Genomic DNA, 25,042 nt, shown 5'->3' with positions numbered 1-25,042 from the left:
TATGATTCATGAAACAGCGAAAATTCACCCGGCAGCAGTAATCGAAGGTGATGTAACTATCGGTGCTAACGTGACGGTTGGTCCTTTCACTTACATTGCTGGTAACGTGACAATTGGTGACGACACTGAAGTGATGTCGCATGTTGTGATCAAAGGTCACACGACAATTGGTAAGCAAAACCGAATCTTCCCACACGCAGTGATTGGAGAAGAAAACCAAGATAAGAAATACGGTGGTGAAGATACAACTGTTGTGATCGGTGACCGTAATGTGATTCGTGAAGCAGTTCAGATCCACCGAGGTACAACTCAAGACAAAGCTACCACTGTGATTGGCGATGATAACTTACTTTGTGTAAATGCTCACGTAGCGCACGATGTTATTGTTGGTAACCATACTCACATTGGTAATAATGCTATTCTTGGTGGCCACGTAACCGTTGGCGATTATGCTGGCGTTATGGCGCTTTCTGCTATTCACCCATTTTGTTCTATTGGTGCTTACGCTTACATTGGCGGCTGTTCTGCAGTTGTTCAAGATGTACTGCCGTACGTGCTTGCACAGGGTAATCATGCCGCTCCATTCGGCCTCAACCTAGTGGGCTTGAAGCGTAACGGATTTGAGAAACCAGAAATTCGAGCATTACAGAAAGCGTACAAAGAGTTATACCGTTCAGGCAAAACACTTGAAGAAGCGAAAGCTGCTTTAGTTGAAATGGCGAAAGAGTTTGCTTCGGTAACTCCTATGTTAGAAATGTTAGAGAGCTCTGAGCGCGGTATTATTCGTTAATACTTGATGTGGTTATGTACCAATCAATATGAGTATGACAATAGTTACCTCACTAGATTGGTATAACAAAAAGATCGCTACTCGTTAGGCGATCTTTTTTGTTTTAGGCAAGAAGGGAATTAGAAAACTATGGCACAGCAAGAAGCAGCAACCAATAGCTTGGACTTTGTTTCGAATGAACCTCTGCGTGTAGGTATCGTTGTCGGAGAACTCTCTGGTGACACGCTTGGCGAAGGCTTTATTAAAGCGATCAAATCACAATATCCGAATGCTGAATTCGTGGGTATTGGCGGACCAAAAATGAAGGCGCTTGGTTGTGAGTCTCTTTTCGAAATGGAAGAGCTTGCAGTGATGGGGCTTGTAGAAGTGCTTGGTCGTTTACCTCGCTTGCTAAAAGTGAAAGCGGAGCTGGTTAAGTATTTTACTCAAAACCCGCCAGATGTATTCGTCGGTATCGATGCGCCAGACTTTAACCTAAGACTTGAATTAGATCTTAAGAATGCGGGCATTAAGACTGTTCATTATGTCAGCCCTTCAGTATGGGCATGGCGTCCAAAGCGTATCTTTAAAATCGACAAAGCAACCGATCTGGTACTGGCTTTCTTACCATTCGAAAAAGCGTTTTATGATAAATATAACGTTGCTTGTGAATTCGTTGGCCACACGTTGGCTGATACCATTCCACTGAAGCCGAATAAGAAAGAGGCTCGCGAACTTTTAGGTTTAGATCAAGATAAGCCGTGGTTAGCGGTATTGCCAGGTAGCCGTGGTGGTGAAATGAGTTTGATTGCTCAACCATTTATCGAAACTTGTCAGCGCATTAAGCAAAAGTACCCTGATATCAATTTTGTTGTTGCATTGGTTAATGAACAGCGCAAGAAACAATTTACAGAGATTTGGCAATCGACGGCACCTGAACTTGAATTTACCTTGGTAGAAGATACGGCTACCAATGTGATTACTGCTGCTGATTCTGTTTTGTTAGCTTCTGGTACTGTTGCCCTTGAGTGTATGTTGCTGAAACGCCCAATGGTCGTTGGCTACAAGGTCAACAAGCTCACTGGCTATATCGTTAAGAAATTGTCGATCACAGAATTTGTCTCGTTACCGAATATCCTAGCGGGTGAAGAAATCGTAAAAGAACACATTCTTGAAGAGTGTCACCCAGATTACCTTTTCCCATCGGTCGATAAGATGCTTTCAACGGACAACGCGCCACTTATTGAACGCTTTACTGAAATGCATCACTGGATTCGTAAAGATGCTGACACACAGGCGGCTAACGCAGTTCTGAAATTGATCGGTCGAGAGTTTGTTGAATCATAAAGTGCTTCTTTCAAAAGCATTTGCTTAACAGTTACAAAGAGAATTGTCATGGCAGTAAAAGAGAAAAAAGAATTTCCTCCTTTTGAGTATCCTCAAGGCTACCAGTTATTCGCTGGTGTTGATGAAGTGGGGCGTGGGCCGTTAGTTGGTGATGTAGTTACTGCCGCGGTTATCCTCGATCCGAATAACCCAATCGAAGGCTTGAACGATTCAAAAAAACTGTCTGAGAAAAAGCGCCTTGCTCTGCTTCCTGAAATTAAAGAGAAAGCCTTGGCATGGTCTGTGGGTCGTTGTTCCCCACAAGAAATTGATGAGTTGAATATCTTACAAGCGACTATGGTCGCTATGCAGCGTGCTATTGCCGGGCTGAGTGTTCAACCTGATATGGCGCTAATAGATGGAAACAGAGTCCCTGAGCTACCGATGGCCGGTCTGGCTATTGTGAAAGGGGATTTACGGGTGGCTGAAATCAGCGCAGCGTCTATCATCGCTAAAGTGGTTCGTGACCAAGAGATGGAAGAACTTGATAAGCTTCATCCAGAGTTTGGTTTTGCTAAACATAAAGGTTACCCGACAAAAGCGCATTTTGAAGCGATTGAAAAACATGGCGTAACCGAGCATTACCGCAAAAGCTTTAAGCCAGTAAAACGTATTCTTGGCATAGATTAGAGCGAATTGAATATGCTCTATATAGATTAGAGCTTTACGTTGATTAGCGCTTCCTATTGATTGGAGCTTGGCATCGAATAAAGTTGCTTAGTGACGCTAGAAAAAAATAGAATACACACAGTTGTAATCCTAGGCTCAAACCTAGAACTCAGGAAAAATAATGTCAGATCCAAAATTTGTTCACCTACGCGTACACAGTGACTTTTCGATGGTGGATGGCCTATCCAAGGTGCCACCATTAGTTAAAAAAGTCGCTGAAATGGGTATGCCAGCTCTAGCATTGACCGACTTTACCAACCTGTGCGGTTTGGTGAAATTCTACGGTACTGCCCATGGGTGTGGGGTTAAACCAATTATTGGTGCTGACTTCTTGATGCAGTCTCCTGATTTTGGCGATGAATTGACAAAACTCACAGTGATTGCAACGAGTAATAAAGGCTACAACAACCTAACGTTATTAATATCAAAAGCTTACCTTCGTGGCCATGTGCAGCATCAGCCTGTTATTGATAAAGAGTGGCTGATTGAACATGCGGAAGGTCTGATTCTTTTATCGGGTGCAAAAGAAGGTGAGATTGGTAAAGCGTTGCTGAAAGGCAATCGAGAGTTGGTTGCAAGCAGCGTTGAGTTTTACAAAACACATTTCGCAGACCGTTTTTATCTGGAGCTCATTCGAACTGGACGTACGGACGAAGAGTCTTATCTGCACTTTGCGTTGGAACTGGCTGAGCAAGAAGACCTGCCAGTTGTTGCGACCAACGAAGTGGTATTCATTTCTGAAGACTTGTTTGACGCCCATGAAATCCGTGTGGCGATTCACGACGGCTTTACCATGGTTGATCCACGTCGACCAAAAAACTACAGCCCACAGCAGTATCTACGTAGCGAAGAAGAGATGTGTGAGCTGTTCTCAGACATTCCTGAAGCATTAGAGAACAGTGTTGAGATCGCCAAGCGTTGTAACGTGACTGTACGTTTAGGGGAGTACTTCCTACCTAACTTCCCAACGGAAGGTTTAGCGATTGAAGACTTCCTGATCAAAAAATCAGAAGAAGGTCTTGAGCGACGTTTAGCATTCCTGTTTCCTGATGAAAAAGTCAGAGCTGAACGCAGGCCTGAATACGATGAGCGACTTAAAATCGAGCTAGAAGTAGTTAATAACATGGGTTTCCCAGGTTACTTCTTGATCGTAATGGAGTTCATCCAGTGGTCAAAAGATAACGATGTACCAGTAGGCCCTGGTCGTGGTTCTGGTGCCGGTTCTTTGGTGGCTTACGCGCTTGATATCACCGATCTTGATCCACTTGAATATGACTTGCTGTTCGAACGTTTCTTGAACCCAGAACGTGTATCCATGCCCGATTTCGATATCGATTTCTGTATGGATAAACGTGACCAAGTTATTGACCACGTAGCTGAAATGTACGGCCGTGATGCCGTTTCTCAGATCATCACCTTCGGTACTATGGCGGCAAAAGCGGTAATCCGTGACGTTGGTCGTGTGTTAGGCCACCCATTTGGTTTTGTTGACCGAATTTCTAAGCTGGTTCCGCCTGATCCGGGTATGACGCTAGAGAAAGCATTCCTAGCTGAGCCTGCCTTGCCAGAACTCTACGACGGCGATGAAGAAGTTCGTGAGCTGATTGATAAGTGTCGCATCCTTGAAGGTTGTACGCGAAATGCTGGCAAGCACGCGGGTGGTGTTGTTATCTCACCAACCACGATCACTGATTTTGCACCTATCTATGCCGATGCAGAAGGTCATTTCCCGGTAACGCAATTCGATAAGAATGACGTTGAAACCGCCGGCTTGGTTAAGTTTGACTTCTTGGGGCTGCGTACACTGACCATCATCGACTGGGCACTAGGTCTAGTAAACCCTCGCTTGGCGAAAGAGGGGAAAGAGCCGGTTCGTATCGAGTCGATTCCTCTGGATGATCAAGCGTCATTTAACCTATTACAGAATTCAGAAACGACTGCGGTATTCCAACTGGAATCACGCGGTATGAAAGATCTGATCAAGCGTCTGCAACCCGACTGTTTTGAAGATATCATCGCATTGGTGGCCTTGTTCCGTCCGGGCCCTCTGCAATCAGGCATGGTAGATAACTTTATCGACCGTAAACACGGACGAGAGGCAGTATCTTACCCTGATGAAACGTGGCAACACGAGTCGTTAAAAGAAACATTAGAACCGACTTACGGCATCATCCTGTATCAAGAACAGGTAATGCAAATCGCTCAGATCCTGGCGGGTTATACCCTTGGCGGAGCGGATATGTTGCGTCGTGCAATGGGTAAGAAAAAGCCAGAAGAGATGGCAAAGCAGCGCGGTACCTTTAAAGAAGGTGCTGAAGCCAATGGTGTTGATGGCGAACTGTCCATGAAGATCTTTGACTTGGTAGAGAAATTTGCGGGCTACGGCTTCAACAAATCTCACTCTGCAGCATACGCATTGGTTTCTTATCAAACACTATGGCTGAAAACTCACTACCCAGCGGAGTTTATGGCAGCAGTAATGACCGCGGATATGGATAACACCGAAAAGGTTATTGGCCTTGTCGATGAGTGTTTCCGTATGAAGCTCAAGCTTCTTCCACCTGATATCAACTCGGGCCTATACCGCTTTAATGTCGATGAAGATGGTGCGATTGTTTATGGCATTGGAGCGATAAAAGGGGTAGGTGAAGGGCCTATTGAAGCGATCATCGAAGCGCGAGATAAGGGGGGCTACTTTAAAGACTTATTCGACTTCTGTGCTCGTCTTGATTTGAAGAAGGTCAACAAACGTGTTATTGAAAAGTTGATTCTATCTGGAGCCTTAGATAGATTAGGTCCTCACCGGGCGGCGATGATGGCATCTTTGAAAGATGCGGTTAAGGCAGCAAGCCAACATCACCATGCTGAGTCGTTCGGTCAATCTGATATGTTTGGTGTGTTGACCGACGCTCCGGAAGAGGTTGAACACAAGTATACTCAAGTGCCTAAATGGCCTGAAAAGGTTTGGCTTGAAGGTGAACGCGAAACGCTTGGTTTGTATTTAACGGGTCACCCGGTGAATGCCTACATTAAAGAACTTGCGAAATACACCAGCTGTCGCTTGAAAGATGCGACACCGACACGTCGTGATCAGTCTTTAACAATTGCAGGTTTGGTCATTGCTGCTAGGGTAATGACCACGAAGCGCGGAACTCGAATCGGTTTGATGACTCTTGATGACCGATCGGGTCGGATGGAAGTGATGTTGTTCTCTGATGCGCTCGATCGCTACGCAGAATTGCTCGAAAAAGACAAAATTGTGGTCGTTTCTGGACAGGTCAGCTTTGATGATTTCAATGGTGGGCTTAAAATGTCCGCGCGCGAGGTCATGGACTTAGGAAGCGCCCGTGAGAAATATGCTCGTGGGGTGTCGATATCTATCGAGCAATCCCAAATTAACGGTCAATTTTTTGAACGCTTTAGTCAAATCTTAGAACCTTATAGAGCCGGAACGGTCCCAGTCAATGTATACTACCAACGTGCCGACGCTAGAGCGCGGTTAACATTGGGCACAGAATGGCGTGTGACGCCAAGTGATACATTACTAGACGAATTAAAACAGCTGCTTGGAAATAGCCAAGTAGAACTCGAATTTAACTAAAATTTAGCTCTGTAAACGCGGAGCTGAATCAACAAGGATTCATAGATGAGCCTGAACTTTCTAGAATTTGAAAAGCCTATCGCTGAACTTGAAGCAAAAATCGAAGCGCTACGTGACGTTTCGCGTCACGGTGGTGACACAGCGGTAGATCTAGACAAAGAAATCGAACAGCTAGAGAAAAAAAGCTTAGAGCTTAAACAGAAAATCTTTAGTGACTTAGGTGCATGGCAGGTAGCTCAACTTGCTCGTCACCCTCAACGTCCTTACACCAAAGATTATCTGGAGCATGCATTCACAGAGTTTGAAGAGATGGCGGGCGATCGCGCTTACGCTGACGACAAAGCAATTGTGGGTGGTATGGCTCGTCTAAATGGCCGTCCTGTTATGGTTATTGGTCACCAGAAAGGTCGTGAGACTAAAGAGAAAGTGATCCGTAACTTTGGTATGCCAAAGCCTGAAGGTTACCGCAAGGCACTTCGCCTAATGGAAACGGCTGAGCGTTTCAACATGCCTATCATTACTTTCATCGACACAGCGGGTGCATACCCAGGTGTTGGTGCAGAAGAACGTGGCCAATCTGAAGCTATCGCTAAAAACTTAAAAGTGATGGCTGGTCTTTCTGTTCCAGTTATCTGTAACGTTGTTGGTGAAGGCGGTTCTGGTGGTGCACTTGCGATTGGTGTTGGTGACTACGTGAATATGCTTCAGTACTCGACGTACTCAGTAATCTCTCCTGAAGGTTGTGCTTCAATCTTATGGCGTGATTCAGATAAAGCGCCACAAGCGGCTGAAGCGATGGGCCTAGTTGCTCCTCGTCTTAAAGAGCTTGAGCTTATCGATGAAATCATTCCTGAGCCTCTAGGTGGCGCGCACCGCGATCCAATACAGACAGCTCAGAACATGAAAGACATGTTAGTTAAGCAGTTAGAAGAGCTAGAGCAATTTGATAACGAAGCACTTTTAGAGCGTCGTTATCAGCGTCTAATGAGCTACGGTTACTGCTGATAAGCGACCTTAGCAAGGTATAATACCTGCTTTCCGTAACAAGTTGATGAAAGGGTTGGACTCAGTGCCAACCCTTTTTTATTATTAAAACATTCTCCTTTCTCATTAGTACACACGGCTCACTTAACCCCATGACTCACTTAATCGAAACTTTTACCTCTGCATTTCAACAAAGCGATCTCAAACCTCGTCGGTTAGTCGTTGCTTTCAGTGGTGGTGTCGATTCTCGAGTGTTGTTGGAACTTGCCTCTCAATACGCTAAGTCCCATCACATTGAGTGCTGTGCGGTGCACGTTCACCACGGTCTAAGTAAGAATGCTGACCTTTGGGCTGAGCAATGCCAAACATGGTGTGATGCGTCATCGGTTCCTTTAGCTATCGAGCGAGTATCTCTAGATATTAACAGCGGAGAAAGTGTTGAAAAGCTGGCTCGAGATGCTCGTTATGATTCGCTTCAGAAGCACCTTAGTTTTGGTGATGTTCTAATTACGGGTCAACATATTGATGACCAACTTGAAACTTTTTTGTTGGCGTTAAAACGTGGAAGTGGGCCGAAAGGACTCTCTTCTATGGCAAAAGTGATGCCGTTTGGCGAAGCGTTCATTGTGAGACCTCTACTGTCAGTGTCTCGAGTTGATATTGAAGAGTCTGCACGTAGCATGGGCTTAGCTTGGGTGGAAGATGAGAGTAATCAGGATCTGCGCTTTGATCGAAATTTCATTCGTCATCAAGTCACTCCGACGTTGACAGAGCGCTGGCCTAGCTTTCGAGAATCGGTCTGTCGCAGTGCTCAATTATGTGCAGAACAAGAGTCGCTACTCGACGAACTGCTTGAGTCTCACTTACAACAAGCTTTGGGAGGTTGTAACAGTAACAGTAACAGTAACAGTAACAGTCAGAGCTTAAGCATTGATTCGTTATCTCAGCATTCTGATTTGTTACGAGCACGTTTGATCAGAATGTGGCTTAGCCATTGTAATCAACCGATGCCAAGCCAAAAGCAGCTAAAACTTATTTGGGATGAAGTGGCTTGTGCTCAGGCAGACGCCAATCCTAAGCTGGTGTTGAATGATGTTGAGATTAGGCGCTTTAATAATCAGCTCTACTTGGTACAAGACACTAAAGATTTGTCGTACTGGGAAAGTGAAATTTTGATTGATGAGAATTTATTATTGCCTGATGGTTTAGGTGAGATCCATTTGAAAGCGGTGTCGAGTGGTAGTGCATCTAATAACCGAGATGCACAACGGTTTTCCCTTACTAAAGCCAACGGAACCCTACGAGTGATCTTTAATCCTGAAGGAGTGTCGGCTCACCCAGTTGGTCGTGGTCATAGTCGAAAACTCAAGAAGCTTTTTCAGGAATACCAAGTACCTAGCTGGTTAAGACGTAGAACGCCGATATTAATGGATGGCGATCGAGTGATCGCTGTTTTAGGCTTATTCGTAGATAAAAATTACGAAGGTCAAGATTGTGAAGCGCTTTGGAGCAAGTAGAAAAAGTTTGTGTCACAATTCTACGTCACTTAAATAAAAATAATTAATGGAATATGCAATGAAGAAAATTACACTAGGGTTAGTTCTTGGACTTGGGCTATTGAGTGGTAACGCTCTGGCTGGTGATATTACTGCGGGTCAAGCTAAAGCGGCAATCTGTGCGGCTTGTCATGGCGCAGACGGTATCGCAATGATCCCAGGATATCCAAACCTTAAAGGCCAAAACGAGCAATACATCGCTTCATCAATTAAGGCCTATAAGAACGGCCAGCGCACCGGCGGTTTGGCCGCTGTCATGCAGGCTCAAGCTTCAATGCTGAGTGATGAAGACATCGCGAATCTAGCCGCTTACTACGCAAGCCTTAAGTAATACCAATCGTAGTAAATAACTGGTCCCCCTAGCTTGCTAAAACGCTCGATAACTGCGTTAGAATTTTTGATTGTAGAATAACTACTTATCGAAAATTCAGCCTTGTTCTCAAGCTTTTTTCCTACGCTATTTCTGACCACTTACTTACTGTGATTAGTATGAAACCTTCTTAAAGCGCAGATTAAACAAGATGATAAATTTCGAGCCAGAGCTTTAATGCTCTGGCTTTTTTCATTGAATGTTTACTATAGCTAACCGATAATGAGCTATTCGCACAGTTTAAGGGATGAACATGAAAAAGATTGAAGCCATTATCAAGCCATTCAAACTTGATGATGTACGTGAAGCACTTGCAGAAGTGGGCATTACGGGTATGACAGTATCTGAAGTTAAAGGCTTTGGACGTCAAAAAGGTCATACTGAGCTATACCGTGGCGCAGAGTACATGGTCGATTTTTTACCTAAAGTGAAATTGGAAATTGTTGTGACCGACGAAGTGGCTGACCAATGTGTTGATACCATTATCGAAACGGCTCAAACAGGTAAAATTGGTGACGGTAAGATCTTCATTACTGAAGTTGAACGTGTGGTACGTATTCGTACTGGCGAAGAAGACGAAGACGCCGTATAAAAAAACTATTACCTTAAAAGGAGCGTTTATCGCTCCTTTTTCATTTCTGGTAGGGTGCTTTATGTTTAAGAAAACCATGATTGTTATCACGCTATTGATAACGCTTACTGTCGTTAGTTTTCATTTTATCTTCGTGATCCCGAATAAACCCAACTTGATCACTTCTTCTCAAAATACTAGCAACGATATCTATAGCTGCTACCAAAATTCTGCCCCGAAAGCGATTGATGTGTCTGATGGCCTAGGCATTACCGTGTGGAATATCTATAAGCAAAACCGAAATAATTGGCAAAGTGAGTTAAATCAGCTGTCAGCCGGTAGCGATTTAGTTTTGCTGCAAGAAGCGAGTATGACAGAAGGGCTTCGCCAATGGGTAACGAGTGGTCAATGGGGAAGTACTCGAGTTAATGCATTTGAAGCTTTTGAACAAAGTGCAGGCGTACTCAACCTAGCGACGCATCTACCGATTGAAGCTTGTGCTTATACTCATGAAGAACCTTGGCTTCAATTGCCTAAATCTGCACTTTGGTCTCGCTATTTGCTAAGTAATGGCGAAGAACTGGCTGTGATTAATATCCATGCGGTGAACTTTACCTTTGGTACGGAAGATTACGAGGCTCAGCTCAAGAGCTTAACCGACAATCTCCAAAAGTATCGTGGGCCTGTTATTTTTGCTGGGGATTTTAACAGTTGGAGTGAAGCTCGCTTTGCTGTATTGAAAGATGCGTTGGAACAGGTAGGTTTGACGGAAGTGGCTTTTGAACCAGATAACCGTACACAGTTTATGACAGGGTTGGTGCTCGATCATGTGTTCTATCGAGGGTTAGAAGTAGACAAAGCAAAAGCGCCCATTACGGACGCCTCTGATCATAACCCTATGCGAGTGACCTTTAAGGTTAAATAGTAAGAAGCTATTTGCTATTCACCATTCAGACTGTGGTTACTTTGGGTAATAAGCAGTGGAATAAATAGGCTAGTGAATTTTCACTAGCCTTCTTTTTATCTATTCAGCTTAAAAAATCAAAATGTAGAGAGCCCAGATTAGGTAATAGCCAACCCATGGCAAACCAGAGATGACCAGTGCCTGACCACGCTCAAACTCAGTCCAAGTTAATACTGCTGCATAACCCAATACAATGTACCAAGGCAACAACAGTGGTAATGAGCTGGCAAATTGCGACCAATCATTGGTTAGTGGTAACTTGATTAAGCCGTTTAAGCTGTTCAAGTCGGCCGCGTAGCTCATCACATGCCCGTGCTTGAGTATCAAGCTTGCGTAGCTTGCTACATCGCCTAGAACGGCAGGGAATATCACTACCGATGCGGCTGCAAACCATCGCCAAAAGCTATGTTGGTGTTGGCTTGGCTTTGTTGCCAAGTTAAACCAAAATGCCAACAGAATGATGGTTAACGTACGGCCGAATACATCACTGATGATTTCACTCGCGAGTAGAGTATTACTGTCAAGTAACGCCAATTGGTCAGGGTTTGTTTGAGCCAGTTGCTGTGACAACTCAGCGCTTAACCATGCAAAATCTACATTCGAAAAATAGGCTCCCCAAAATAAGAATGGGCTGAGCATTAATACGACGTAGGGTTGCCATCCCCAAGCACTTCTTTGATAAAGCGCTAAGAAACAAGCTGTTGGTGAACGGAATATATCCAACAGCATGACGAGTGGGTTACTTGACGGGTTCATACACTTACCTTAGTTACATCAACATACAGCTTTAGTTTTTGTCCTGGCTGTAGGTATTTCTTGTTCTGCAAAGCGTTCCATTTTACAACATCTGCGCTTTTTACTTTGAACTTTGATGCAATACCGCTGACTGTGTCACCTGATCTTACGTTATAAAAGACAGTTCGGATAATGGCACCGTCTGAACCATTCTTCCAAATGACCAGTTCTTGACCAATTCTAAGTGTGTCACGTGGTCCCATGCCATTCCACTTCGCCAGTGATTGGTGAGATACCTTATTTGCGCGCGCAATCGTCCATAGGCTATCACCACTTTTTACAGTATGGCTAAGCTTATATTGGCCACGACTCTTTGACTGTGTGCTTGCTAGGCGATTTGAAGCGCTTAGTGCGTATGTCTTGTCGTCTTTGGTTGATGTTGGAATAAATAGGTGCTGACCAACACGAATATTATTGTTGCTTAAACCGTTTGCAGAGCGGATCACTTTGCTGGTGGTGTTGTATTTACTCGCCAGTACGCTGATGCTATCGCCAGATTGCACTTTATAGCGCACCAACTTCATGCCTTTGCCTTTATTGACTGCCACTTCTTTGTTGAACTTCTCAACAGAGCTTAGAGGAAGCAATAATTGTTGGTGTTTCTCTGGTGCCGTTGCCCACTGGTTATAAGCCGGGTTGTAGCCTTGCAGCTCTTTGACAGGAATGCCTGCATAGCTTGCAGCAATGGCTAAATCAAGTTGTTCATTTGGGTTAACCAGAGTCAGTACTGGCTTGTTCGGGATCGCAGGGATATCGATGCCATATTTTTCTTGGTTGGCAATCACGTCGGCTAGTGCAAGTAGCTTAGGTACATAGCTGCTAGTCTCTTTTGGTAAGTCTAGAGAGAAGAAGTCGATTGGCTTACCCTGCTTCTTGTTCTTACGGATTGCGCTGTTCACACGACCACCGCCACTGTTGTAGGCTGCGATTGCATGTTGCCAGTTCCCATCAAAACGTTTGTTGAGGTCGGTTAAGAAGTCCAATGCAGCGTTGGTTGAAGCGGCTACGTCACGGCGGCCATCGTACCAGAAGTTTTGTTCTAGTCCGTAAGCTTTGCCAGTACCCGAAATGAACTGCCATAGTCCGGCAGCGCTACCATGAGAATAAGCAAATGCATCAAACGAGCTTTCAACAACGGGCAACAGGGCTAGCTCTAAAGGCAAGTCTCTTTCTTCAATCTTAGTAGTGATCAAGTAAAGGAAAGGTTCAGCGCGTTTTGATACAGTTTTTAGATGACCAGGGTGCTTGAGGTACCAAGTGCGGTAGTAGTCGACTTTCTTTTGGTCTGGCACTTCCATTTCAAGTTGCATCGCAATACGTTTCCAAACATCTTGCTGTGTTTGTGGAGTAACGACGGGTGTTTCAACTTTTGGTTGTTCTTGGATCGCTCCCGATGAAACGTTCGCTTGAGAAACTTCTTTAGTAGGGGAGGTGTTGGTTTGCTCGGAAGCTTGGTCTGGATTCTCTGACTGAGTTAATTGGCAACCAGAAAGTAGTAGTACCAAAGCCCAGCTGTACTTAACTCGCATGTTACAGCCTTTTTAATAAACGGCCGATGATAATACTTGCCACTCCCTATGAGTGACAAGCCTGTATTTGTTAAAATTCGTTCTTCCACGCACGTAAAGCGGTAAAAACAGATAAAGGATCGGTCTGCTCGGTACGATTAGATACTGATTTCACTACACTTGGTTCTGTGTAGCGTAAGAAGGGGTTAACAAACTTTTCTTGTCTTAAATTTGTGGGGATGGTCGACTTATTTTGAGCTCGAAGCCGGTTCACTTGGTCGCGGTATTGTTGCAAATGTTGGTTGTCAGGCTCAACGGCCAGTGCAAAAGCGATATTGGCTGCCGTGTATTCATGAGCACAGTAAACCTCGGTTTCTTGTGGGAGTGCTGTGATCTTATTCAATGCATCAAACATCTGCTGTGGTGTGCCTTCCATGATTCGCCCACAACCGGCTGAAAACAGTACATCGCCACAAAACAGTTTGGCATCACCCACATAACCTATGTGCCCAGCGGTGTGCCCACTGAGCCCTAGCACGAGGAATACTTCGCCAAACAGCTCTAATTGGTCACCGTCATCAACGGGATGCGTTAAGGTCGGGATAGGTTCATTTTTAGGGCCAACGACATCCACGCCAGGGAATTGTCTTACCAACTCTGGCACGCCACCAATGTGATCGTGGTGGTGGTGCGTAATCAAGATTGCATCTAAAGTTAGCTCATGGTGTGCTAAGTACTCTAATACTGGAGCTGCATCACCAGGGTCGACGACAGCACAACGGCGATCGCTATTTTGAATCAGCCAGATGTAATTGTCGTTAAATGCAGGTATGCTTTTGATATGTAACATTATTGGTTCTCCAGTCACTTTTAGTGAGACAGAATAAGTGAGACAGATTATTGATGAAGCCAGCACGTAGCAGAAAGAAGTTTGAGCGTCCTTATACTTGGGTACAATTGCACAATGGGGACTGGTTGAGGGAATCTATTCAAACTCGACTCGATGAGTGGTGCCCAAAGCTATTTGGTTACCATATGCTCAAACTTGGTGGCCTCAGCAGTGAAATTTCTAGCTGCACATGCAACATTCAACATCAAGTAAACCTAGATATCCAGAACCCATTACATAATGTGATAGCAGATGGTTATAATTTACCCTTTTTAGAGAAAAGCTTTGATGTTGTGGTGCTGAGCCATCAGTTAGATTATAGCAACGACCCACACCGGCTATTGAGAGAAGTCGACCGAGTAATGATGGATGATGGCTATATCATTATCACTGGCTTTAATCCTTTTAGTGTTACTGGGCTTGCCAGTTTGATGCCTTGGCGAAAGAACAGCTTGCCATGGAGTGGACGTATGTATACGCCAAACCGAATTAAAGATTGGCTAGGTGTACTTAATTATGAAGTGATTCATTGTGACACCTACGCGCTGTTCCCTATGAGTAAATACCAAGCGATGTGGACGTGGTTGGAGAACAGCTTAGGCAGCTGCGCATCGTTCGCTGGTAGCCAATACTTTATTGTTGCTCGTAAACGTACTTATCCACTTAAGCCTATCAAACCACATTGGCACCTTAAGCGACGCTTCTCCCCTGTAGGAGCCAGTTTTAGAACCAATACGCGTCGCACCTTGGACTCTGCTAAAACTTCGTATCCGTTAAAAACAGAAAAAGCCGACTCGTAGTCGGCTTTTCATCTATCTATCAGTTTCAGAAACAATAAATCTGTTTCTGAAATCTACATCTCATTTACAAAGGTGATTAGCTTGGTTGATAGCCCGTATCTTCTTGAGTCGGGTTTTCAGCTGCACTTCGAGCTAAATCATCACACATTTCATTTTCTCGGTGCCCCGCGTGCCCCTTAACCCAGCGCCAATCAACGCTATGGCGCGCCGTCTCTTTGTCGAGTCTTTGCCACAGGTCTGCGTTTTTAACGGGCTTTCTATCGGCTGTTTTCCAATCACGCTTTTTCCAGTTGTGAATCCACTGGGTGATACCTTGACGCACGTATTGGCTATCTGTGGTCAGAATGACAGAGCAAGGCTCTTTGAGGGCTTGGAGAGCCACAACAGCGGCGAGCATTTCCATGCGGTTATTGGTGGTTAGGGTGAAACCTTCGGCTAACGTCTTCTCGACTTTTTTGTAGCGAAGTACGATGCCGTAGCCGCCAGGGCCTGGGTTGCCTAAACAAGAACCATCAGTGAAAATTTCAACTTGTTTCGTCATGATTTGATACTATTACCTCAAGCACATTATCTGCATAGTCTGACACAGTTATCCTTATGAATACCAGTAGCACTCCAGAACAAAGCACGAACGAAAAAAACAGTTCGAATGAAAATAAACGCATCGTTGTACTCGATACCGAAACCACCGGTATGAATACAGAGGGTGGCCCCCACTATATGGGACATCGCATCGTTGAAATTGGTGCAGTCGAGATCATCAACCGTAGGCTGACTGGGCGTCACTTTCACGTCTATATCAAGCCCGATCGTGCGATTCAAGAAGAGGCAATTGGCGTTCACGGTATTACCGATGAATTCTTGATTGATAAACCAGAATACCAAGACATACATAAAGAGTTTCTCGACTTTATTAAAGGTGCGGAGCTGGTGGCTCATAACGCGCCCTTCGATACGGGCTTTATGGATTATGAGTTTGAGAAACTTAACCCTGCGATAGGTAAAACGGATGACTACTGTAAAGTTACCGATACCTTGGCGATGGCGAAGAAGATATTCCCAGGGAAAAGAAACAATCTAGATATCTTATGTGACCGTTATGGTATTGATAACTCACACCGTACACTTCACGGCGCATTGCTCGATGCGGAGATTCTAGCTGACGTCTACTTGTTGATGACGGGTGGGCAAACTTCGCTGCAATTTAACGCTGGCCAACAAGAAGGCGAAGGTGAAAGTATACGAAGAGCAGAAAGTGGTCGAAAATCCCTAAAGGTTTTGCGAGCTACGGCCGATGAAGTAGAAGCGCATCAAAGTCGTTTAGACCTCGTCGAGAAAAGCGGAAGCTGCCTCTGGCGTCAGTAGGGAGAGAGTATGTTAAGGGTATTGGCTACCGGTTGTTTATTGCTGTTGAGCTTTGGCTTACACGCAGCAACAGAATCTGTAATGAGTTTATTGGATAATCGCTTTCGAGTTGATCCCAGTATCGAGCAAGTTACTTTTGTGATCTATCGAGCCGATAATTCTAAACCCGTCGTCTTGGTTCGTCCTGATGGCAAGAAGTACCACGCTTTGCGTCATGCTGATAATGTCCGTTGGTACCAAGAATCGTCAATGGATATTATCTCTATCGACAATCCGATGCCGGGTCCTTGGCAAGCGGTAGGTAAAGTCTCACCTAAAAATAATATCAAACTTTTATCTCATCTGGTTTTAGACGCCAATGAATTTCCAGACAAGTTGTACCAAACCGAACACATTAAATTTACCGCTCGTTTGACATCCGATGGCAAGCCGCTTGTGCTACGTGACTTTCTTGACCGTGTGAAGCTTAAAGTAACATTCACTAAGTTCGTCGAAAACGAAGAGTCCTTAGTGAGAGAAGCGCGGCCAATTCCGGTTGTCATGGGGGAATTTGCCGATGATGGCGTTGATCTTGACGAAAAAGCTGGAGATGGTGTGTTCACCGTGTCGTTACCAATGGACATTGAGCCTGGTAAATATCGAGCTCGAATTACTTCTGGTAATGGTGTCTTCCTTCGAGCACAAGAGCAAGAAGTCTTGGTCTACCCAACGCCAATCACCACCACCTTCATTCAGTCTCGCAAAGAAGGTTTATCTCATACCGTCGTAGCATCTGGCGAGCCGGGTATGATTGCACCGAGCTCGTTAGCAGCTCACGTTGAGTATAAAGCTCCGGATGGGTATGTGCTGTATAAGCAAGGCCAAGCCGAAGCTGATGCGATGAAAGTGTCTTTAACGTTGCCTTATAATGATGATTTGGGAATTTACACTTGGTCGGGGATGGTTTATGCCACCGATGCGTCAAGCCAGCGTCCACTGATCTTTCCGATTACCGAGCAGTCGTACAGCGTTGTTCAAGAGATAGACTTAGCTGAATCTCGACGTCTTCAAGAAGAGGCGCTTGCAGAGCAGAAGCGTATTGCTGAGAAATTAATGATTCTTCAAAAAAGAGAAGATGATAGGCAGCGCAGCATAATGATTATAGCGGTAGGTAATGTGGCTGCGATTTTATTGGGCTTACTGATTTGGTTTGTAATACGTAAAATCACAGCGAAGAAGAGAGCGCTACCTGAGATGCAGCTCAAGGCGCCTAAGTAACTCGTCTGTATCACTAGAGTTGTCTTGAGAGAGTAAACGTCGGGACAACAAACCTCGAGAGGCTAAACTTAGATAGAACAAGCCTCGACAGAGTAAGCATTAAAATTTGTGACAATGAAGTGATGAATAAAAAAAACGGGACTCATAGGAGTCCCGTTTTTGTTTCTTTCTCTTACCTTAAGCGACGTTATCGATCGATTGGTCTGGGTATTGAGACTTTGCTGCAAGCTCCTCTGGTGAGAAATCATCAACGTTAATTGTGTACAGTCTATGTTCCTCTGCACTCTCCAATAACTCGGCTTCTTTCTCCGTTAAGATACCTTTCTCAAGTCCCAGCTGAGCGACAAGGTCGAGTCGTAAGAAAGCGCGCTTTTGATGTGTTTCTTTGCAGACTTTATCGAACAGAGGTTCAGCTTGAAGAATCACTTCTAGCGCTTTTTCAATCTTACCTACCGGGTTGTATTCTGTTGCTTCCAGGTATTGGCCACGGCCGATACGAGAGCGTGTTTCGCTTGGTGTTTGTAGGATGTGCGCGACTTGGCTATCCAGCTTGTCGTTTGGTGCGCGACGGATACGGCCAAATGGCATTAACACAACGCGAAGTAGGTGACCAATCACAGGATTAGGGAAGTTCGCCAAGAACTCATCAATTGCGACTTCAGTTTGACGCAAGCTATCTTGCATACCCCAATGGACTAATGGGAGATCTTCAGCATGGCTACCTTCGCTTTCAAAGCGCTTAAGTGTTGCTGAACCTAAGTAGAGCTGACTCAGGATATCACCAAGTCTTGCTGAGAGGCGCTCTCTGCGTTTCAGTGAACCGCCTAATACAGCCATTGAAATATCAGACAGTAGCGCTAGGTTAGCACTGTAGCGGTTCAGCTGTTGATAGTAACGCTGTGTCTGTTTATTTGCTTTATTAGATGGTGTTGGTGCATCTGAGCCTCGACCATCAGTTAAACCAAACCACAAACTACGGACTAGGTTGCTCATCGTAAAGCTAACGTGTCCTGCTAACGCTGAATCAAACTTATCCAGTGCATCGCTGCTTTCCGAATAAGCGGCTTCCATTTCATTTAGTACGTAAGGATGACAACGAATTGCACCTTGACCATAGATGATCATCGAACGAGTTAGGATGTTGGCACCTTCCACGGTAATCGCGATTGGCGCGCCTTGGTAGCTACGAGCTAAGAAGTTTGATGGACCTAAACAGATGCCTTTACCACCGACGATATCCATCGCATCGATGATGCTGCGTTGGCCACGGTGAGTACAGTGGTACTTCACGATTGCAGAGATAACCGAAGGCTTTTCACCAAGATCGATACCCGCAACCGTTAGGTTACTTGCTGCATCCATTACATAAGCATTACCAGCTAGACGTGCCAGTGGCTCTTCAACCCCTTCCATACGACCAATGGGTTGTTTGAATTGACGACGAATACGAGCATAAGCACCTGTTGCTAATGCTGCAGATTTAATACCACCGGTTGAGTTTGAAGGCAGTGTGATACCACGACCAACCGACAGACACTCAACCAACATACGCCAGCCTTGTCCTGCCATTTTCTGGCCACCAATGATGAAATCGATAGGCACAAAAATGTCATCACCTTGAGTCGGACCATTTTGGAAAGGTACGTTGAGTGGGGAGTGACGGTTGCCAATCTCTACGCCTTTTAAATCGGTAGGAATAAGGGCACAAGTGATGCCAAGATCTTTTTTGTCACCAAGCAGACCTTCTGGGTCTCGCAGTTTAAAGGCTAAGCCTAAAACGGTCGCGACAGGCGCTAAGGTGATGTAACGTTTGTTCCAAGTTAGGCGCATCCCCAATACTTCTTCGCCTTGCCATTGACCTTTACACACCACGCCATAATCTGGGATTGAGCCAGCATCTGAGCCGGCTTCTGGGCTAGTTAAGGCAAAGCAAGGGATCTCTTTACCTTCGGCTAGGCGAGGCAGGTAGTGGTTTCTTTGTTCTTCTGTACCATAGTGTTGTAATAGCTCACCGGGACCTAACGAATTAGGGACGCCAACGGTTGATGACAATACGCTAGAAACACCCGTTAGTTTCTGTAAAACCAAAGACTGAGCGTAGGCGGAGAACTCTAAGCCGCCATACTTTTTCTTGATGATCATAGCGAAGAATTTATGGTCTTTCAGGTACTGCCAAACTTCTGGTGGCAAATCGGCAAGTTCATGTGTCACTTGGTAATCGTTGACCATCTTACACACTGTATTTACTGGGCCATCTAAAAACGCTTGTTCCGCCTCAGAAAGTTTCGGATCCGCAATGTTTTGTAGCTTCTTCCACTCAGGCTTGCCTTTGAACAGCTCTGCTTCCCACCACACTGTGCCTGCTTCCAATGCCTCTTTTTCCGTCTGAGACATTGCTGGTAGAACCTTCTTAAACAGAGACAGTGCTTTTTGGCTAATGAGGGTTTGACGAATTGTTGGTATAGCAAAGATCGCAATGGCCAATAGATAACAAAGCCAACCAGTGACTGCCACGCTGCCAAACAGGGTTAATGCTACCATTGCGCCAGTTAACACGATTAACGCACGGACCAGACTAACTCTATGGTAAAGACAGACGCCTAAGATGGCTGTCATGCCGAGTAGGGAGAGCAATATGTTCATGATCGATTTCCTTTTCAGAGATCACTTATTGTTATTAAGTTTAGGTAAGAGGTCTAACCAGTCAAGTGTAAACAAAATATTAAATATTTGTAAAACTCCAAAGTGAATAAAAAGTGATCTCAATAGAGTTAAAGTTCTAATTGTGAGAGGTTGGTGGTGAATATTTGGACGGATCGACAGTGAGAGGTTAGGGGCTGTTGATTTTTCGTGGTTCAATTTTGTTCGAGATAAAATCGTTTTAGGCGCGGCGAAGAGTATGTAGCCTAGTCATTCTAAGAAAATATTCTTCAACAAAGCATAAAACGATTTTAGCCGAACCCTTCGGGCAGCCTTTGTGGTTCATTTCTACTGCGTTATTGGCTTTTCATGTAGGCTAGCTATACGTCAAAGCCTCTGCCTTGTATAAATTTCCCACAAAGATCTGCAAAAATCAGCTCGAAAGGTCAACAGACCCTAATAAAGGTGGCAATCTTTGGGCTTAAGTGTCGACACTATTTCATGTTTGTGGGTAAACTCAGTTATAAAGAGGGGAAAACCCTCAATTCTCATTTCACGCACTTTAAGTTGCGTCAAAAAACATAAGAGATAAGCCAAATGTACCAAGACCTAATCAAAAGTGAATTGAACGAAGCTGCTGACGTTCTGAACAAGTTCTTGAGTGATGACCATAACATTGCTCAAATTGAAGCTGCTGCAAAAATGATCGCAGATTCATTCAAGCAAGAGGGCAAAGTGCTTTCTTGTGGTAACGGTGGTTCACACTGTGATGCAATGCACTTCGCGGAAGAGCTAACAGGCCGATACCGTGAAAATCGTCCAGGTTACGCTGGTATTGCGATTTCAGATCCTAGTCATCTGTCTTGTGTGAGTAATGACTTTGGCTACGATCACGTATTTTCTCGTTATGTAGAAGCGGTAGGCCGTAAAGGTGATGTGTTATTTGGTTTGTCGACTTCAGGTAACTCTGCCAACATCTTAAAAGCAATTGAAGCTGCTCAAGCTAAAGGTATGAAAACCATTGCGCTTACCGGTAAAGATGGCGGTAAAATGGCAGGTTGTGCTGATATCGAAATCCGAGTGCCACACTTTGGCTACGCTGACCGTATCCAAGAGATTCACATTAAGATCATCCACATTGTGATTCAGCTTGTTGAAAAAGAAATGGAATAATAGTTTTACAGACATTTGGAGCCTAGGTTTGTGGCTCCATTGGTTTTTATAGGGAGTAGATTAAACCATGTGTGAATTGCTCGGTATGAGCGCGAATGTGCCAACTGATATTTGTTTTAGCTTTACTGGTCTTATGCAGCGTGGAGGCAATACCGGCCCACATCGTGATGGTTGGGGTATTACCTTCTATGAAGGAAAGGGTTTTCGTACATTTAAAGATCCTAATCCTAGCTGTGAATCTAAGATCGCTGAGTTGGTTCAAAACTACCCAATTAAGAGCCAAGCTGTTGTCAGTCATATCCGTCAAGCCAACCGTGGTGGCGTTAATCTAGAAAATACTCACCCTTTTACCCGTGAGCTTTGGGGACGATACTGGACCTTTGCTCACAATGGTCAACTAACGGATTATGATGATCTGGTTAGTGGTCGATTCAGACCTGTCGGTGAGACGGACAGTGAACTCTCTTTCTGTTGGTTGTTGAAACAACTTGAAGATCGTTTTCCTGAACCTCCTCAAGATATGGAAGGTATGTTTCGCTTTGTTGCTGAGTGTTGTGACCAGCTACGAGAGAAAGGTGTTTTCAATATGCTGCTCAGTGATGGTGAGTACGTGATGAACTACTGTACGAACCATTTGTACTGGATAACAAGACGTGCTCCTTTTGGTAACGCGAGCCTGATTGATGAAGATGTTGAGATTAACTTCCAAGAAGAAACTACGCCCAATGATGTGGTAACAGTCGTTGCAACTCAGCCTCTAACAGACAATGAAGAGTGGTTTAGAATGAAGCCGGGTGAATACGCGCTGTTTCATTTTGGAGAGTTAATTGGCAACAACCACCAAGCGTTGGAAGATGTCGCTTACGCACCTAAAAAGGTGGCAAGCCAAGCACCTACAGAACCATTGAGCTAATCTAGTCGATACTATTATTTGTCCTGATTAAAAAAGGCCGCTTACTGTACTAATAAGTCAGTGAGCGGCCTTTTTGTATTCGGACTTTTTTTAGGCTTTTTCTTCCGCGATTTACTTTTTTCTTCCGCGATTTACTTAGCTAGAGGAGCCCAACGAATTACTCTTCTGCGTAACCGTGTGTACCTAATGTTTCACCGTCTAAGACAGCCTTCCCGTTTACCATCGATAAACGATCTTCAGCAAACCATTTACAAACCATCGGGTAAATACAATGCTCTTGAGTCAGCACTCGGTTTGCTAACATGTCCGCATCATCATCTTCAAATACTGGCACCTTAGCTTGTAAGATCACAGGACCACCATCGAGCTCTTCGGTAACAAAGTGGACGCTTGTGCCATGCTCTTTGTCTTGTGCATCAATGGCACGCTGGTGGGTGTGTAGCCCAGGGTACTTAGGCAATAGAGAAGGGTGGATGTTGACCATTTTACCTGCATAGTGACGAACAAACTCTGGGCTTAGGATTCGCATATAGCCTGCAAGTACGATCAAATCGGGTTGGTAGGCATCGATTTGAATCATCAATTCATGATCAAACTCTTCTCGTGATCCAAAGTCTTTTGGGTTCACTGAATTCGCGTCAACGCCAGCGGTTTTCGCTCGCTCTAAACCAAAAGCTTCTGCTTTATTTGAGAAGACAGCTTTAACTGAAGCATCAATCATATTGCTATCGCAGGCGTCCAAAATTGCCTGTAAGTTACTTCCGCTTCCTGAGACTAAAACGACGATGTTTTTCTTAGAGTGACTGTTATTCATAGAATGGCTGTTCTTCATAGAGTGGGTCATGCGATTGATTAACGGGACTGTTTACAATGTACCTATATAAACTAAGGTTTTCTGCGGGCTAAATAGCAAAATGAGGACCATTAGGTCCTCATCTATTAACTAAATAAGCGATTACATCACTTATTTGATTTCAACTTGCTCTTCGCCAGCTTCAGCGTTTGCGATCTCACCGATAACCCAAGCGTTTTCGCCTTCGGCTTTCAGTAGTTCAACAGCAGCGTCTGCTTGATCTTTAGGTAGAGCAACAACTAGGCCTACACCACAGTTGAAAGTGCGGTACATTTCAAATGTCTCCACGTTACCTTTCTCTTGTAGCCAGTTGAAGATAGCAGGCCATTCCCAGCTCTTGCCATCAATCACTGCTTTAGTACCTTCAGGAAGTACGCGTGGGATGTTTTCCCAGAAACCACCACCTGTGATGTGCGAGATAGCATGAATGTCATGCTCTGCAATCATCTTAAGTGCCGATTTGATGTAAATCTTAGTTGGTTCTAGTAGGTGCTCACCGATAGTGCGACCTTCCAGTTCTTCACTCTTATCAGCACCAGAAACTTCTAGAACTTTACGAATTAAAGAGTAACCGTTTGAGTGTGGACCACTTGAGCCAACAGCGATAAGTGCGTCGCCTGCTGCTACTTTAGTGCCATCGATGATATTCGCTTTTTCTACAACACCAACACAGAAGCCAGCAACATCGTAGTCATCGCCTTCGTACATGCCAGGCATCTCAGCCGTTTCACCACCGATTAATGCACAACCAGCTTGAACACAGCCTTCAGCAATACCAGAAACAACGTCTGCTGCTGTATCTACATCTAGCTTACCTGTTGCGTAGTAATCTAGGAAAAATAGCGGCTCACCACCTTGAACGATTAGGTCGTTCACACACATTGCCACTAGGTCGATACCAATGGTGTCGTGTTTTTTCAGATCCAAAGCAAGGCGAAGTTTAGTACCAACACCATCAGTACCTGAAACAAGTACCGGCTCTTTGTATTTCGTTGGAAGTTCACATAGGGCGCCAAAGCCACCAATACCGCCCATTACTTCAGGGCGACGAGTGCGTTTAACAGCACCTTTAATACGGTCTACTAGTGCATTACCTGCATCGATATCAACACCAGCGTCTTTGTAGCTTAGAGAAGAAGTATTACCACTCACGGGATAGTCCTCGAACTTAAGTTGGATGTGAAAACGGCGCTATTCTAACAGGGCTTGATTACCAAGAGCAAACGTTTGCGCGGTTTTTTTTATTAGAATAAAGATTCTGAAATAACCCCACAGTTCGTGTATAATCTACAGGTTTGTTTAAATATTGCCGGAGTTGGAAATGAAAGTTGTTGAAGTGAAACACCCGCTAGTAAAACATAAAATTGGCCTGATGCGTGAAGGTGACATTAGTACTAAGCGTTTTCGTGAGCTAGCGACAGAAGTGGGTAGCCTTCTAACATACGAAGCGACATCAGACTTTGAAACTGAACGTGTAACTATTGATGGTTGGAACGGCCCAGTAGAAGTTGACCAAATTAAAGGTAAAAAGGTAACAGTAGTGCCAATCCTACGTGCAGGTCTAGGCATGATGGATGGTGTTTTAGAGCATATGCCAAGTGCTCGAATCAGTGTCGTGGGTATCTACCGCGACGAAGAAACATTAGAGCCTGTACCATACTTCAACAAGCTAGCATCTAACATTGATGAGCGTATTGCTCTAGTGGTTGATCCAATGTTAGCAACTGGCGGTTCTATGATTGCAACTCTTGACCTTCTAAAAGAGCAAGGCTGTAAAGTATTTAAAGTACTGGTACTTGTTGCTGCCCCTGAAGGTATCGCTGCACTAGAAAAAGCGCACCCAGATGTTGAGCTTTACACTGCTGCAATCGATGAGAAGCTAAACGACAAGGGCTACATTGTTCCTGGTCTTGGCGATGCTGGTGATAAGATCTTCGGTACTAAGTAATTTGGTTTCAGCTTAAGTTACGCTAAACCGT

At 44.6% G+C, this 25,042-nt stretch carries 22 protein-coding genes; 15 read left to right on the top strand and 7 right to left on the bottom strand.

Going from position 1 to position 25,042, the window contains the following annotated elements; genetic code table 11:
- Position 1: 1 nt before the first annotated feature.
- From lpxA to Q5H80_RS10510, 9 genes are all read left to right on the top strand, one after another.
- Entirely contained in the window at positions 2-790 is a 789-nt protein-coding gene (lpxA, locus tag Q5H80_RS10550; protein WP_009847407.1) for an acyl-ACP--UDP-N-acetylglucosamine O-acyltransferase, read from the top strand.
- Between the two features lie 129 nt (positions 791-919).
- Positions 920-2,116: a lipid-A-disaccharide synthase gene (gene lpxB, locus Q5H80_RS10545; protein WP_304564714.1), complete on the top strand. Its 1,197-nt coding sequence runs from the start codon at positions 920-922 to the stop codon at positions 2,114-2,116.
- Between the two features lie 48 nt (positions 2,117-2,164).
- Positions 2,165-2,785: a ribonuclease HII gene (gene rnhB / locus Q5H80_RS10540; protein ID WP_012604594.1), complete on the top strand. Its 621-nt coding sequence runs from the start codon at positions 2,165-2,167 to the stop codon at positions 2,783-2,785.
- Between the two features lie 160 nt (positions 2,786-2,945).
- Positions 2,946-6,425, top strand: coding sequence for a DNA polymerase III subunit alpha (gene dnaE, locus Q5H80_RS10535; RefSeq protein WP_304564713.1), 3,480 nt, complete (start codon positions 2,946-2,948; stop codon positions 6,423-6,425).
- A 45-nt stretch (positions 6,426-6,470) separates the two neighbouring features.
- Positions 6,471-7,430, top strand: coding sequence for an acetyl-CoA carboxylase carboxyl transferase subunit alpha (gene accA / locus Q5H80_RS10530; protein WP_009847403.1), 960 nt, complete (start codon positions 6,471-6,473; stop codon positions 7,428-7,430).
- Between the two features lie 131 nt (positions 7,431-7,561).
- Positions 7,562-8,926 carry a tRNA lysidine(34) synthetase TilS gene (gene tilS, locus Q5H80_RS10525; protein WP_304564712.1) on the top strand — a complete coding sequence of 455 codons (1,365 nt, stop codon included), beginning with the start codon at positions 7,562-7,564 and terminating at the stop codon, positions 8,924-8,926.
- A gap of 58 nt (positions 8,927-8,984) precedes the next feature.
- Complete coding sequence (locus Q5H80_RS10520; protein ID WP_304564711.1) at positions 8,985-9,296, top strand: cytochrome c; 312 nt, start codon at positions 8,985-8,987, stop codon at positions 9,294-9,296.
- Positions 9,297-9,588: 292 nt separating this feature from the next.
- Complete coding sequence (glnB, locus tag Q5H80_RS10515; protein ID WP_017063373.1) at positions 9,589-9,927, top strand: nitrogen regulatory protein P-II; 339 nt, start codon at positions 9,589-9,591, stop codon at positions 9,925-9,927.
- A 61-nt stretch (positions 9,928-9,988) separates the two neighbouring features.
- Positions 9,989-10,831 (top strand): endonuclease/exonuclease/phosphatase family protein, encoded by an 843-nt coding sequence (locus Q5H80_RS10510; RefSeq protein WP_304564710.1) that lies wholly within the window; start codon positions 9,989-9,991, stop codon positions 10,829-10,831.
- Positions 10,832-10,939: 108 nt separating this feature from the next.
- On the opposite strand, the gene Q5H80_RS10505 is transcribed toward Q5H80_RS10510, so the two are convergent.
- From Q5H80_RS10505 to gloB, 3 genes are all read right to left on the bottom strand, one after another.
- Positions 10,940-11,626, bottom strand: coding sequence for a YIP1 family protein (locus Q5H80_RS10505; protein ID WP_009847398.1), 687 nt, complete (start codon positions 11,624-11,626; stop codon positions 10,940-10,942).
- Positions 11,623-13,194, bottom strand: coding sequence for a LysM peptidoglycan-binding domain-containing protein (locus Q5H80_RS10500; RefSeq protein WP_304564709.1), 1,572 nt, complete (start codon positions 13,192-13,194; stop codon positions 11,623-11,625). The genes Q5H80_RS10505 and Q5H80_RS10500 overlap by 4 nt, the downstream gene beginning before the upstream one ends.
- Positions 13,195-13,264: 70 nt before the next feature.
- Entirely contained in the window at positions 13,265-14,023 is a 759-nt protein-coding gene (gene gloB, locus Q5H80_RS10495) for a hydroxyacylglutathione hydrolase (protein WP_009847396.1), read from the bottom strand.
- A gap of 53 nt (positions 14,024-14,076) precedes the next feature.
- Between gloB and Q5H80_RS10490 the strand changes: the two genes are divergently transcribed.
- Positions 14,077-14,862 (top strand): class I SAM-dependent methyltransferase, encoded by a 786-nt coding sequence (locus Q5H80_RS10490; protein ID WP_304564708.1) that lies wholly within the window; start codon positions 14,077-14,079, stop codon positions 14,860-14,862.
- A 76-nt stretch (positions 14,863-14,938) separates the two neighbouring features.
- Here the strand turns inward: Q5H80_RS10490 and rnhA are convergent, their stop codons facing one another.
- Positions 14,939-15,403: a ribonuclease HI gene (gene rnhA / locus Q5H80_RS10485; protein WP_304564707.1), complete on the bottom strand. Its 465-nt coding sequence runs from the start codon at positions 15,401-15,403 to the stop codon at positions 14,939-14,941.
- A gap of 56 nt (positions 15,404-15,459) precedes the next feature.
- Here rnhA and dnaQ point away from each other — a divergent pair, with 56 nt between their 5' ends.
- Complete coding sequence (dnaQ, locus tag Q5H80_RS10480) at positions 15,460-16,227, top strand: DNA polymerase III subunit epsilon (protein ID WP_009847393.1); 768 nt, start codon at positions 15,460-15,462, stop codon at positions 16,225-16,227.
- A gap of 9 nt (positions 16,228-16,236) precedes the next feature.
- Positions 16,237-17,484 carry a TIGR03503 family protein gene (locus Q5H80_RS10475; RefSeq protein WP_304564706.1) on the top strand — a complete coding sequence of 416 codons (1,248 nt, stop codon included), beginning with the start codon at positions 16,237-16,239 and terminating at the stop codon, positions 17,482-17,484.
- 177 nt (positions 17,485-17,661) lie between these two features.
- Here the strand turns inward: Q5H80_RS10475 and fadE are convergent, their stop codons facing one another.
- The gene (gene fadE, locus Q5H80_RS10470) at positions 17,662-20,127 is read right to left on the bottom strand and encodes an acyl-CoA dehydrogenase FadE (RefSeq protein WP_304564705.1); all 2,466 of its coding nucleotides are present in this window, start codon (positions 20,125-20,127) and stop codon (positions 17,662-17,664) included.
- 594 nt (positions 20,128-20,721) lie between these two features.
- Here fadE and lpcA point away from each other — a divergent pair.
- Positions 20,722-21,297, top strand: coding sequence for a D-sedoheptulose 7-phosphate isomerase (gene lpcA / locus Q5H80_RS10465; protein ID WP_108166292.1), 576 nt, complete (start codon positions 20,722-20,724; stop codon positions 21,295-21,297).
- 67 nt (positions 21,298-21,364) lie between these two features.
- Positions 21,365-22,210 (top strand): class II glutamine amidotransferase, encoded by an 846-nt coding sequence (locus tag Q5H80_RS10460; RefSeq protein WP_304564704.1) that lies wholly within the window; start codon positions 21,365-21,367, stop codon positions 22,208-22,210.
- Positions 22,211-22,367: 157 nt separating this feature from the next.
- Here the strand turns inward: Q5H80_RS10460 and purN are convergent, their stop codons facing one another.
- Together purN and purM are read right to left on the bottom strand one after the other, a co-directional pair.
- Positions 22,368-23,054 (bottom strand): phosphoribosylglycinamide formyltransferase, encoded by a 687-nt coding sequence (purN, locus tag Q5H80_RS10455; protein WP_304564703.1) that lies wholly within the window; start codon positions 23,052-23,054, stop codon positions 22,368-22,370.
- A gap of 120 nt (positions 23,055-23,174) precedes the next feature.
- Positions 23,175-24,215, bottom strand: a complete 1,041-nt coding sequence (purM, locus tag Q5H80_RS10450; protein WP_052878916.1) for a phosphoribosylformylglycinamidine cyclo-ligase — start codon at positions 24,213-24,215, stop codon at positions 23,175-23,177.
- A gap of 169 nt (positions 24,216-24,384) precedes the next feature.
- Between purM and upp the strand changes: the two genes are divergently transcribed.
- On the top strand, positions 24,385-25,011 hold the full coding sequence (gene upp / locus Q5H80_RS10445) for a uracil phosphoribosyltransferase (protein ID WP_009847387.1): 627 nt from the start codon (positions 24,385-24,387) through the stop codon (positions 25,009-25,011).
- The last annotated feature ends 31 nt before the right edge of the window (positions 25,012-25,042 follow it).

Origin of the sequence: Vibrio sp. SNU_ST1, assembly GCF_030563405.1 — a bacterium.
In the GTDB taxonomy this organism is placed as follows: domain Bacteria; phylum Pseudomonadota; class Gammaproteobacteria; order Enterobacterales; family Vibrionaceae; genus Vibrio.
This window is presented reverse-complemented; position numbering and strand designations above follow the sequence as displayed.

What these genes read in the sequence shown, in the direction of transcription:
- Q5H80_RS10520 (WP_304564711.1), top strand. Translation starts at nt 8,985, where the DNA reads ATGAAGAAAATTACACTAGGGTTAGTTCTTGGACTTGGGCTATTGAGT.
- dnaQ (WP_009847393.1), top strand. Translation starts at nt 15,460, where the DNA reads ATGAATACCAGTAGCACTCCAGAACAAAGCACGAACGAAAAAAACAGT.
- accA (WP_009847403.1), top strand. Translation starts at nt 6,471, where the DNA reads ATGAGCCTGAACTTTCTAGAATTTGAAAAGCCTATCGCTGAACTTGAA.
- upp (WP_009847387.1), top strand. Translation starts at nt 24,385, where the DNA reads ATGAAAGTTGTTGAAGTGAAACACCCGCTAGTAAAACATAAAATTGGC.
- dnaE (WP_304564713.1), top strand. Translation starts at nt 2,946, where the DNA reads ATGTCAGATCCAAAATTTGTTCACCTACGCGTACACAGTGACTTTTCG.
- tilS (WP_304564712.1), top strand. Translation starts at nt 7,562, where the DNA reads ATGACTCACTTAATCGAAACTTTTACCTCTGCATTTCAACAAAGCGAT.
- fadE (WP_304564705.1), bottom strand. Translation starts at nt 20,127, where the DNA reads ATGAACATATTGCTCTCCCTACTCGGCATGACAGCCATCTTAGGCGTC.
- Q5H80_RS10475 (WP_304564706.1), top strand. Translation starts at nt 16,237, where the DNA reads ATGTTAAGGGTATTGGCTACCGGTTGTTTATTGCTGTTGAGCTTTGGC.
- glnB (WP_017063373.1), top strand. Translation starts at nt 9,589, where the DNA reads ATGAAAAAGATTGAAGCCATTATCAAGCCATTCAAACTTGATGATGTA.
- gloB (WP_009847396.1), bottom strand. Translation starts at nt 14,023, where the DNA reads ATGTTACATATCAAAAGCATACCTGCATTTAACGACAATTACATCTGG.
- rnhB (WP_012604594.1), top strand. Translation starts at nt 2,165, where the DNA reads ATGGCAGTAAAAGAGAAAAAAGAATTTCCTCCTTTTGAGTATCCTCAA.
- lpxB (WP_304564714.1), top strand. Translation starts at nt 920, where the DNA reads ATGGCACAGCAAGAAGCAGCAACCAATAGCTTGGACTTTGTTTCGAAT.
- Q5H80_RS10510 (WP_304564710.1), top strand. Translation starts at nt 9,989, where the DNA reads ATGTTTAAGAAAACCATGATTGTTATCACGCTATTGATAACGCTTACT.
- lpcA (WP_108166292.1), top strand. Translation starts at nt 20,722, where the DNA reads ATGTACCAAGACCTAATCAAAAGTGAATTGAACGAAGCTGCTGACGTT.
- lpxA (WP_009847407.1), top strand. Translation starts at nt 2, where the DNA reads ATGATTCATGAAACAGCGAAAATTCACCCGGCAGCAGTAATCGAAGGT.
- Q5H80_RS10500 (WP_304564709.1), bottom strand. Translation starts at nt 13,194, where the DNA reads ATGCGAGTTAAGTACAGCTGGGCTTTGGTACTACTACTTTCTGGTTGC.
- rnhA (WP_304564707.1), bottom strand. Translation starts at nt 15,403, where the DNA reads ATGACGAAACAAGTTGAAATTTTCACTGATGGTTCTTGTTTAGGCAAC.
- purN (WP_304564703.1), bottom strand. Translation starts at nt 23,054, where the DNA reads ATGACCCACTCTATGAAGAACAGCCATTCTATGAATAACAGTCACTCT.
- Q5H80_RS10490 (WP_304564708.1), top strand. Translation starts at nt 14,077, where the DNA reads ATGAAGCCAGCACGTAGCAGAAAGAAGTTTGAGCGTCCTTATACTTGG.
- Q5H80_RS10505 (WP_009847398.1), bottom strand. Translation starts at nt 11,626, where the DNA reads ATGAACCCGTCAAGTAACCCACTCGTCATGCTGTTGGATATATTCCGT.
- Q5H80_RS10460 (WP_304564704.1), top strand. Translation starts at nt 21,365, where the DNA reads ATGTGTGAATTGCTCGGTATGAGCGCGAATGTGCCAACTGATATTTGT.